The organism is Bradyrhizobium cenepequi (assembly GCF_020329485.1).
GTDB classification, from domain to species: Bacteria; Pseudomonadota; Alphaproteobacteria; order Rhizobiales; family Xanthobacteraceae; genus Bradyrhizobium; species Bradyrhizobium cenepequi.
Genome location: NZ_JAGKJI010000100.1, coordinates 1 through 9,248, shown reverse-complemented (window position 1 = coordinate 9,248; position 9,248 = coordinate 1). Strand labels below are relative to the sequence as shown.

The window sequence follows — 9,248 nt, the reverse complement described above, 5'->3', positions numbered from 1 at the left end:
TCGTGCAGATGGCCGACAAGCGGCTCTACGCGGGCTGGGGCAAACTTACCGAAGCGCTGCGCACGAACCGGCCAACCACGTGGGACCCGGCAGTGCAATCCTCGATGTTCGACGGCGAGGATCCAACGATGCTGGCACTCTTCTGGGAGGCGATGCATTCGCTCTCCACGATGACCGCGCGCAAGCTCGGCGAAGCCGTGGATCTCAGTCATTTCCGCCGCCTTCTGGACATTGGCGGCGGATCCGGCGCCTACGACATCGAGCTTTGCAAACAGTATGGGGAGCTGCGCGCGACCGTATTTGATCTGCCGCATGTGGCCGCGATCGCCGCGGGAAAGATTGCCGAGGCCGGCTTGACCGACCGGATCGAGACCGCCGGCGGCAACTTCTTCGAACAGCTTCCGAAAGATCACGACGTGCATCTCCTGTCGATGATCCTGCACGATTGGGACGAGGCCAAGAACCGCGCCCTGCTGCGCCGGTCCTTCGAGGCTTTGCCGAGCGGCGGCGCAGTCGTCATCAGCGAGCTTCTCGTCAATGACGAAAAGACCGGGCCGGCGCCGGCCGCGCTGATGAGCCTCAACATGTTGATCGAGACGGAAGGACGAAACTACACGCCGGCCGAATATTCGGCGTGGCTAGAGGAAGCTGGATTCCGGCACATCGAGACGGTCTGGTTCGACGCACCCGCCGCCAACGGCGCCGTGATCGGCCGCAAGCCCTAGAGCCACGGGGCGGGGCACAGCCGATTCCGAAAGCGCTGCGGTTGTTGCTGAAGGCTGATGTGGCCTGACGATCGCGCCCCAATCCGCCGTCGTCCCGGCCTTGAGCCGGGACCCATAACCACAGGGAGCAGTTGTGTGGCGAAGGCGTCGACCCGATCGTTTCACCGATAGATCACGCGGTATGGGTCCCGGCGTTCGCCGGGACGACAGGGCGTTACGCCGCCGCCTTGTGGCGCGCGATCTCAGCCTTGTAGAGCTCGAACTCCTCCGCGATTGCTTTTGCCACCGAAGGCCGCGCGCGCAGGCGCTCGTGATAGGCTTTCAGCGCCGGCCATTTTGCCAGCTCAATCGGCGGCGTCGCCATGGTCCAGTTGATGACGGTGACGAGATAGGCGTCCGCCACGCTGAAATGGTCGAGCAGGTACTCGCGGCCCCTGAGATAGTTCTCGAGATAGTCGAGCCGCGACAGGTTCTTCTCCAGCACGTAGGTCTTCGCGTCCTGTGGCGCCTTCCTGTCCAACAGCGTCACGAACAGGCCTTTGTGCAGTTCGGTGCCGATGAAGCAGAGCCATTGATGCAGCCGGCTGCGCTCCATGCCGGGACCGCTGCCGACATTGGCCTGCGGGAAGTGGTCGGCGACATATTGCAGGATCGCGGCGTTCTCGGTCAGCACCGCGCCATCATCGGTGCGCAGCGTCGGCACCAGGCCGAGCGGATTGACCTCTGTGAAATCCGAGCCGTCGTTCAGCACCACTTTGGTCTTCGGATCGACCTCGAGATAATCGGCGCTCGCGCCCGCTTCATACAGCGCAATGCGGGTCGCCATCGAGCAGGCGAGCGGTGAGAAATAAAGCTCCATGGGTGCCTCCTTGGCGGTTCGGCCCGGCGGGTGGGCCGCGTGTTGATTTTTGTACTGTTCTGCATAATATAGACGAGGTCAAGGAATTTTCTGCGAAATGGTACAAAAAAAGAAGAGGCTGCGGCTGCCATCTGCTGCCAAATCATCCGCTGGCAAGAACGCGGCAACCGCCGAGCCGAAGCGGCGCGGCCGCCCGCGCGGCTATGAGCCCGACGTCGCGCTCGGCAAGGCGCTCGACCTGTTCCGCAAGCGCGGCTTTGCAGCGACCTCGCTCGACGATCTCAGCGCCGCCACCGGCATGAACCGGCCGAGCCTTTACGGTGCGTTCGGCGACAAGCGAGAGCTCTACATCAAGAGCTATCAGCGCTATCGCGACGATGCGCGCGCCGCGATGATCGACATCTTCCGCGAGGAGTTGCCGATCCGCGAACGGCTTAAGCGAATCTATGCGGTGGCGCTCGACATCTATCTCGAAGGCGATTCGCCGCGCGGCTGCTTCACGGTGGTGACGGCGGCGTCCGATGCGATCGCCGATCCCGAGATCCGTGCTTTGGCGCTTGATGGCTTTGTCGAGCTCGACAAGGGTTTTGCCTCCTGCTTCCGCCGGGGCAAGGAAAAGCGCGAGCTATCGCCGACGGCTGACGTCACCGCGCTCGCGCAGCTCGCCTCCGCCACGCTTCACACCATCGCGCTCCGCGCCCGCGCCCGCGTCTCGCGCAAGGAATTGGAAGCCCTCGTCGACGGCGCCATCGATATGATGTGTCGATAGCGCAAAGAAAAGAATCGTAGCCCGGATGGAGTTCAATACCCCCGCTTGCGATCGACGACATTCTCCAGCGCGCCGCCGGATTCGAACCGTTCGATCTGCTCAGCGACATACTTCGAGATCTCGTCCGGGTCGGTATCGGCCGCATTGTGCGGCGTCAGCACCACTTTTGGATGGCTCCAGAACGGGCTGTCCGGCGGCAGCGGCTCAGTCTCGAAGACGTCGAGCGAGGCGGCACCTAACGTGCCGTCGTCGAGCGCGCGCAAAATGTCGGCTTCATCCTGCAATCCGCCTCGGCCGGCATTGATCAGGACCGGCGCGCCCATCGGGCTGTTGCGGTTCAACCTGGCAAAGACGTCGCGGTTGAGGATATGGCGTGTGTCTGAGGTCAGCGGCAGCAGGCAGACCAGGATGTTGGCCTGTTGCAGGAAAGCGCCGAGTTGTTCTTTCCCGGCAAAGCATTCGACGCCGTCGATCTGTTTCGCGCTGCGGCTCCAGCCCACGACGCGGAAACCGATTGCCCGCAGCACCTGCGCCGCGTTGGCCCCCAACGTGCCCAGTCCCATGATGCCGATCGTGATGGCGCCTGCCGCCCATTGATACCGCGGCGCCCAGCGCCTCTCGCGCTGCGACTCCCGCAAATACAGTTCCTGGCGGTGATGCATCAGCACATGCAGCGTCACATATTCGGTCATCCGGTCGGTGAGATCGGACACAGCAACGCGGACCAGCGGCACGTCAGGCAATGAGGTATCCGCCATCAGTGCGTCGACGCCGGCGCCGAGATTGAAGATCACGCGCAGATTCGGAAACGCCGCAAGTTCGCCCGGCCGCGGCTTCCAGACTGCGGCGTAGTGCACGTCAGAGGCATCGACAGCCGCATCAGGTAACAGCAGCACGCGCCTGTCCCGGCAGACTTGGTCGAACCGGGCTTTCCACCGCGCCGACGACCAGTTTTCGGTGCCGCCATGCACCAGCAGCGCCAGCGCGCCTTTCGTCATTCCTGAATCCTCACTTTTCAACGTGACCTTGATCACATAACGGATCGAACCGGTCGCATACTCTCCTGCCACCAATCAAGGGGAGACTTCAAACGCGCAAATTGATCCTGATCTCGGCTTTCGTCCTGGCCGCTTCCGTGTCCGCGCAGGCCGGCCGCAAAATTTCTTCTAAGCGCTGTCGGCCGCGGGCATAATCGAGCGTCTTCAACACAACGGAGATGCCTGACGCATGCTGTACGCCATCCTTTGCTATCACGACGAGGATATGGTCGGTTCCTGGACCAAGGAACAGGACGCCACCGTCATGAAGAAACTTTCCGTCGTGCAAGAGAATCTCGCCAGGCAGGGCCGGCTTGGGCCCGTGGCGCGGCTGTTGCCGACCACGGCGGCGACCACGCTGCGCAAGGACGATCCGCCGCTGGTGCTCGACGGTCCCTTTGCCGAGACCAAGGAGCAACTGCTCGGCTTCTACGTCGTAGATTGCAAGAATCTCGACGAGGCGCTTGACGTCGCGCGCGACCTTGGGGCGGCCAATCCGGGCGGCGCCTATGAGATCCGTCCCGTGGGGATTTTCAACCCGGGGAGTGTTGCGACGTGACCGAGACCGCCTGGATCGATGCCGCGCTGACCTCGGCGCGACCCCAGGCGGTCGGCGCGCTGCTGCGCTATTTCCGTGATCTCGATCGGGCGGAGGAGGCGTATCAGAACGCCTGCCTGCGCGCGCTGAAGAGCTGGCCGCAGAACGGCCCGCCGCGGGATCCCGCGGCGTGGCTGATCATGGTCGGTCGCAATGTCGGGATCGACGATATCAGGCGCAGCCGCAAGCAGGAGGCGCTGCCGGACGACGACCAGATGATCTCCGACCTCGACGACGCCGAGGACGCGCTCACCGAACGGCTCGACGGCTCGCATTACCGCGACGACATCCTGCGGCTGTTGTTCATCTGCTGCCATCCCGATCTGCCGCCGACGCAGCAGATTGCGCTGGCGCTGCGTATCGTCTCCGGCCTTTCGGTGAAGCAGATCGCGCGCGCCTTCCTGGTCAGCGAAGCGGCGATGGAGCAGCGCATCACCCGCGCCAAGGCGCGCGTGGCCGAGGCGAATGTGCCGTTCGAGACGCCGGGTGCGGTCGAACGCAGCGAGCGGCTCGCCTCGGTTGCTGCGATGATCTACCTGATTTTCAACGAGGGCTATTCGGCGAGTGGCGACACCGCCGAGATCCGCAGCCCCCTGTGCGAAGAAGCGATCCGGCTGGCGCGGCTGCTGTTGCGGCTGTTCCAGAGCGAGCCGGAGATCATGGGGCTCACCGCGCTGCTGTTGTTGCAGCACGCTCGTGCTGCGGCGCGGTTCGATGCCGACGGCGCCGTGATCCTGCTCGAGGACCAGGACCGGCGCCTGTGGAACCAGCCGCTGATCGCCGAGGGGCTGGCGCTGATCGACAAGGCGATGCGCCATCGCCGCAGCGGGCCCTACCAGGTGCAGGCTGCGATCGCGGCGCTGCATGCGCGCGCTGAGAAGCCGGGAGATACCGACTGGAAACAGATCGACCTGCTCTACGGCGCGCTCGAGATCATGCAGCCCTCGCCGGTGGTGACGCTGAACCGCGCGGTCGCGGTATCAAAGGTGCGTGGGCCGGAAGCGGCGCTCGAGATGATCGAACCGCTCGCCCAGCGGCTGCAGAACTATTTCCACTTCTATGGCGTCCGCGGCGCCTTCCTGATGCAGCTCGGCCGTAATGACGAGGCCCACGTCGCCTTTGACCGTGCGATCGCGCTCGCCAACACCACCGCGGAAGCCGCCCATATCCGCATGCATCTCGACCGCCTGATCCGCGACAGCCAGCCGCGCGGCGCCAAGTCCTCAAAGAAATAATTCTGCGATCTTTGTCGGATACGGGGTTCGAAATTCGTCCAGAGAGCATGATCCGGCCATGCTTGGACAACAAGATCGTCGGCGGCGACGGTGGCATCAACCCAAGGAGCAAGCGATGCAGGTCAATCCCTATCTCTTCTACAACGGCAATTGCGAAGCGGCGCTGAAATATTACGAGAAGGTGCTGGGTGCGAAGATCGAGGCGATGCTGACGCATGAGCAGGCGCCGGAATCGATGCCGGTTGCGCCCGACTGGAAGAAGAAGATCATGCACGCCAGGATCACGCTCGACGGCGAGGTCGTCATGGCCTCCGATTCGCCGGCGGAACATTTCCAGAAGCCGCAGGGCTTTGCGGTGTCGCTGACGGTGGAGGACCCTGCCGACGGCGAACGCAAATTCAAGGCGCTCGCGGAGGGCGGCACCGTGACCATGCCGTACGAGAAGACCTTCTGGGCCAAGGGCTTCGGCATGTGCGTCGATCAGTTCGGCATCCCCTGGATGGTGAACTGCCCGGCCGAAGGGATGTGAGCTACCTGCACCTCGGGTAGATCGCCGCGAGTTCGCGCCCGCGCAACAACAAGAGCCGCGACGTCAATCCGCCGCGGCTTCGAATCCAGCCGCGCACCGGCGCCGGATAGGCCTCGAGCACCGCCTCGGAGGCCTCCGGCTCGGCATAGAAGCGCCCGCGCTGGTCGACCGAGCGCGCGGCATGGAAGCCGAGCACTGCGCGCCGTGTCACGCAAATGCGATCGTTCGGAACCACCGAGAGCACCAGTGTGCAGGCCGACAGGCAGGGCCCGTCGATCACCACGCGCTCGCCGGTCTCGCGCACCCGCGCGAATAATTCGATGAAGGGCTCAACCTGTCCGCCCGGGCTTGCCAGGATCCGCACCTCGGCGCGCGCCAGCGAACACGCTGCGAGCAGCGCCGCTGCGATCAAAGCCGCCTTGATCACCGCCCTCGACATCGCTCTCGACATCGCCCTTGGCATCCGCGGGCTCCCTGATCTCCTCGCCTCCCGCATATTTAGCGGCATAGCATGCGGCAAGATTTTGTCATGCAGCCGCACATCCGCGGGATCGGTCATCGGCTCCGGCAGGCCGCGACAGCAGGCGCGGATGTCGTCTAGACTGCCGAGCTGCGTGCGATTCTCTTGCACGATGCTGCTCGCCGCGGGGCCGGGCCAGGTTCAGGATGAGCATCGAAACCAATCTGTGGCTGATACGTCACGCCCCCGTCGATGGGCCGAAGGGGGTCATCCATGGCCCGGACGCGCCGGCCGTCCTCGGCAACCAAGCGGCCCTTGCCGCGCTGAAGGCAAGGCTGCCGCAAGGCGCGCTTGCGGTCTGCAGCCCGGCGCGACGCACGCGCGAGACCGCGGCGGCGCTTGGGCTCGCCGCGGCCCAGAACGCCGCCTTTCGCGAACAGGATTTCGGCGCCTGGACCGGGCGGCGCCACAACGACCTCGTGGCCGAACTCGGCGAAGCCTACCAGGCCTTCTGGCGCTCGCCGGCCAGCAATCGGCCGCCCGGCGGCGAGAGCTTCGTCGATCAGATTGCGCGGGCGGAGCAGGGGCTGGCGTCGCTGCCGGCGGGCGATGCCGTGCTGGTCGTGCATTCCGGCACGATCCGCGCGGTGCTCGCGCTCGCGCTCGAGCTTCAGGCGGACAGCGCGCTCCGGTTCGTGATCGATCCGCTGTCGCTCACCCGGATCGATCGTCTGGCCAAGGGCTGGCGCGTCATTGCGGTCAATCAGCAGCCCTAGCCATTGCGCCCTTGTCCGCGCAGCGTCGGCAATCCGATTCCGGCGGCATCGAAGCCGCCGTCGACGGCGAGGATTTGCCCGGTGATGTAGCTCGCGCGGTCGCTGCTCAAGAAGAAGATCGCTTCCGCCAATTCCTCTTCGAGGCCGTAGCGGTTGAGCGGGATCGCATTGTGGTAGTCGGCGCGGATGGCAGTCGTGTGCACCGCTTTCGCCATCGCAGTGTCGACCGGGCCCGGCGCCACGGCATTGACGCGGATGCCGAGCGAGGCCAGCTCGACCGCGAGTTGCTTGGTCAGATGCGCCAGCCCCGCCTTGCTGGTGCCGTAGGCCGAGCGCAGCGTGGAGGCGCGCACTGCCGAGATCGAGGTGATGTTGACGATGGCGCCGCCGCCATGCTCGCGCATCAGCGGCGCGGCGGCTTTGGCGCAGAGGAACGGCCCGGTGAGGTTCACGGCCAGGATCCGGCTCCAGTCCGCGTCCGCGGTCTCGAGCAACGGCGCAAACACCGCCACCCCGGCATTGTTGACGAGCGCATCCAGCCGGCCGAAGCGTTTCTCCACCACAGCGATCGCGGCAGCCACGCCAGCGGCGTCGGAGACGTCGCAAGGCAGCGCCAGCGTGTCCTCGGCCGGCTTGAGGCCTGCGACCGCCTCGTTCAGCAATTCGCGCTCGATATCCAGGAGCGCCACGCGCCAGCCCTCGGCAAGGAATCGCTTGGCGGTGGCAAGCCCGATGCCGCGCGCCGCCCCGGTGACGAGCGCAACCTTTCGCGAAGATGAAGCCATGGATGTTCCAATGTTTCCGATTTCGGTTCCCGTTGCACCGTCTACCCGACGAAAGCAAGGTCTGCGCCCGCAAAAATAAACCTGCCGGCGTGTCGGGGCGCCCGGGTCCTGCTTCGTCTTCCCTGTGGCGGCACATCCGGCCGCCGGCCACAGGAGTTTCCATGTCGCTGACGCTGCATTATCACCCGCTGTCGTCGTTCTGCTGGAAGGTGCTGATCGCGCTGTACGAGAACGACACCTCGTTCACGCCGAATCCGGTCGACCTCTCCAACCGGCCGAGCGCGCGGCGCTGTTGAAGCTGTCGCCGATCGGGCGTTTCCCGGTGCTGCAGGACCATGTGCGGAACCAGGTCGTGCCGGAATCGAGTGTCATTATCGACTATCTCGACCGCCATTACCGCGCTCGCACCAGGTTCATTCCTGATGACGCCGACCGCGCCCGGCAGACCAGGCTGCGCGACCGCTTCTATGATCTCTATGTGCACCTGCCGATGCAGAAGATCATTGGCGATCGGCTGCGGCCCACGGACAGGAAAGACCCGCATGGCGTCGAGGAGGCGAGGGCGCAGTTACGCAGCTCGTATCGCATCATCGACGAGCAGATGGCGTCGGGCGGCTGGGCGACGGGCGAGGAGTTCAGCCTCGCCGATTGCTCCGCCGCACCGCCTCTGTTCTACGGCAACATGGTGGTGCCGTTCGGCGACGAGCATCGCAACCTGAGCACTTATTTCGAGCGCCTAAAGGCACGGCCTTCGGTCGCGCGGGTGATGAAGGAGGCTGAGCCTTACTTCAATCTGGTGCCGAAGGAGAGCTGAATGTCATCAACCGACAAAGCCGACGTCATCCGCGGCATCTTCGCCGCCTATCTGGCCAACGACCGCCGGCACGTCGAGGGCGCCTTCACCGACGACTTCCATTTCACCAGCCCCTATGACGACGATCTGGACAAGCCGACCTATTTCGCCCGCTGCTGGCAGGATAGCGGCTGGATCGCGAGCCATGAGCTGGAACGGATCTTCGTTCAAGGCGACGAGGCCTTTGTGACCTATCGCTGCGTGGCCAGGGACGGAAAGAGTTTCCGCAATACCGAGTTCTTTGCGTTCGACGGCGATAAGGTGAAGCGCATCGACGTCTATTTCGGCGCAACCTATCAGGACGGCAAATTTGTCAAGATGAACGCGTAGCAACCATTAGATCGATAGGTTGTGGGCAATTGGATTGTCCGACGGCCGTTGAGCATGACGCCGTGCTCGCGGCCGTCAAGGCGTGGCCTGGCGGCAGCGTGGCGAGGGGAGAGATTGAGGCAACGGCCATCCTTGACGGCCACTGCGCGCGCCGTCGTGGAGACGGCAGGTCGGGACGAAGAAACGGTGCTCCGGTCGAACAAAGAAACTGGGTCAGGCAAGAGATGGGATCGCGGCTGCGGCCGCCGCCGGGGGCTTGTCGTGCCACGGCGTGCCGCGCGCCACGACGGTG

The 9,248-nt window shown here is 64.6% G+C and carries 11 protein-coding genes and 1 pseudogene; 8 read left to right on the top strand and 4 right to left on the bottom strand.

What is annotated here, in order from left to right; genetic code table 11:
• The coding region (locus J6497_RS39745; RefSeq protein ID WP_225709603.1) for a methyltransferase at positions 1–725 on the top strand (725 nt) is incomplete at its 5' end.
• A 214-nt stretch (positions 726–939) separates the two neighbouring features.
• On the opposite strand, the gene J6497_RS39740 is transcribed toward J6497_RS39745, so the two are convergent.
• The gene (locus J6497_RS39740) at positions 940–1,584 is read right to left on the bottom strand and encodes a glutathione binding-like protein (protein ID WP_225709602.1); all 645 of its coding nucleotides are present in this window, start codon (positions 1,582–1,584) and stop codon (positions 940–942) included.
• 97 nt (positions 1,585–1,681) lie between these two features.
• Here J6497_RS39740 and J6497_RS39735 point away from each other — a divergent pair, with 97 nt between their 5' ends.
• Complete coding sequence (locus J6497_RS39735; protein ID WP_225709601.1) at positions 1,682–2,353, top strand: TetR/AcrR family transcriptional regulator; 672 nt, start codon at positions 1,682–1,684, stop codon at positions 2,351–2,353.
• Positions 2,354–2,385: 32 nt separating this feature from the next.
• Here J6497_RS39735 and J6497_RS39730 read toward each other — a convergent pair whose 3' ends face one another.
• On the bottom strand, positions 2,386–3,351 hold the full coding sequence (locus tag J6497_RS39730; protein ID WP_225709600.1) for a 2-hydroxyacid dehydrogenase: 966 nt from the start codon (positions 3,349–3,351) through the stop codon (positions 2,386–2,388).
• 229 nt (positions 3,352–3,580) lie between these two features.
• Between J6497_RS39730 and J6497_RS39725 the strand changes: the two genes are divergently transcribed.
• The 3 genes from J6497_RS39725 (at position 3,581) to J6497_RS39715 (ending at position 5,752) form a co-directional block, all read left to right on the top strand.
• Entirely contained in the window at positions 3,581–3,949 is a 369-nt protein-coding gene (locus J6497_RS39725; protein WP_225709599.1) for a YciI family protein, read from the top strand.
• Positions 3,946–5,223, top strand: a complete 1,278-nt coding sequence (locus J6497_RS39720; RefSeq protein ID WP_225709598.1) for an RNA polymerase sigma factor — start codon at positions 3,946–3,948, stop codon at positions 5,221–5,223. The genes J6497_RS39725 and J6497_RS39720 overlap by 4 nt, the downstream gene beginning before the upstream one ends.
• Positions 5,224–5,338: 115 nt before the next feature.
• The gene (locus tag J6497_RS39715; protein ID WP_225709597.1) at positions 5,339–5,752 is read left to right on the top strand and encodes a VOC family protein; all 414 of its coding nucleotides are present in this window, start codon (positions 5,339–5,341) and stop codon (positions 5,750–5,752) included.
• 1 nt (position 5,753) lies between these two features.
• Here J6497_RS39715 and J6497_RS39710 read toward each other — a convergent pair whose 3' ends face one another.
• Positions 5,754–6,191, bottom strand: a complete 438-nt coding sequence (locus J6497_RS39710; RefSeq protein WP_225709604.1) for a hypothetical protein — start codon at positions 6,189–6,191, stop codon at positions 5,754–5,756.
• Positions 6,192–6,418: 227 nt separating this feature from the next.
• Between J6497_RS39710 and J6497_RS39705 the strand changes: the two genes are divergently transcribed.
• Positions 6,419–6,988 carry a histidine phosphatase family protein gene (locus tag J6497_RS39705; RefSeq protein ID WP_225709596.1) on the top strand — a complete coding sequence of 190 codons (570 nt, stop codon included), beginning with the start codon at positions 6,419–6,421 and terminating at the stop codon, positions 6,986–6,988.
• Here the strand turns inward: J6497_RS39705 and J6497_RS39700 are convergent.
• Positions 6,985–7,773, bottom strand: coding sequence for an SDR family NAD(P)-dependent oxidoreductase (locus J6497_RS39700; RefSeq protein ID WP_225709595.1), 789 nt, complete (start codon positions 7,771–7,773; stop codon positions 6,985–6,987). The two genes, J6497_RS39705 and J6497_RS39700, sit on opposite strands and share 4 nt — an antisense overlap.
• Before the next feature lie 161 nt (positions 7,774–7,934).
• Between J6497_RS39700 and J6497_RS39695 the strand changes: the two are divergent.
• Positions 7,935–8,587: pseudogene (locus J6497_RS39695) on the top strand (glutathione S-transferase family protein).
• A complete protein-coding gene (locus tag J6497_RS39690) occupies positions 8,588–8,956 on the top strand; it encodes a nuclear transport factor 2 family protein (RefSeq protein WP_225709594.1) in 369 nt (122 codons plus the stop codon).
• The last annotated feature ends 292 nt before the right edge of the window (positions 8,957–9,248 follow it).

What these genes read in the sequence shown, in the direction of transcription:
- J6497_RS39740 (WP_225709602.1), bottom strand. Translation starts at nt 1,584, where the DNA reads ATGGAGCTTTATTTCTCACCGCTCGCCTGCTCGATGGCGACCCGCATT.
- J6497_RS39735 (WP_225709601.1), top strand. Translation starts at nt 1,682, where the DNA reads ATGGTACAAAAAAAGAAGAGGCTGCGGCTGCCATCTGCTGCCAAATCA.
- J6497_RS39730 (WP_225709600.1), bottom strand. Translation starts at nt 3,351, where the DNA reads ATGACGAAAGGCGCGCTGGCGCTGCTGGTGCATGGCGGCACCGAAAAC.
- J6497_RS39725 (WP_225709599.1), top strand. Translation starts at nt 3,581, where the DNA reads ATGCTGTACGCCATCCTTTGCTATCACGACGAGGATATGGTCGGTTCC.
- J6497_RS39715 (WP_225709597.1), top strand. Translation starts at nt 5,339, where the DNA reads ATGCAGGTCAATCCCTATCTCTTCTACAACGGCAATTGCGAAGCGGCG.
- J6497_RS39710 (WP_225709604.1), bottom strand. Translation starts at nt 6,191, where the DNA reads ATGTCGAGGGCGGTGATCAAGGCGGCTTTGATCGCAGCGGCGCTGCTC.
- J6497_RS39705 (WP_225709596.1), top strand. Translation starts at nt 6,419, where the DNA reads ATGAGCATCGAAACCAATCTGTGGCTGATACGTCACGCCCCCGTCGAT.
- J6497_RS39700 (WP_225709595.1), bottom strand. Translation starts at nt 7,773, where the DNA reads ATGGCTTCATCTTCGCGAAAGGTTGCGCTCGTCACCGGGGCGGCGCGC.
- J6497_RS39690 (WP_225709594.1), top strand. Translation starts at nt 8,588, where the DNA reads ATGTCATCAACCGACAAAGCCGACGTCATCCGCGGCATCTTCGCCGCC.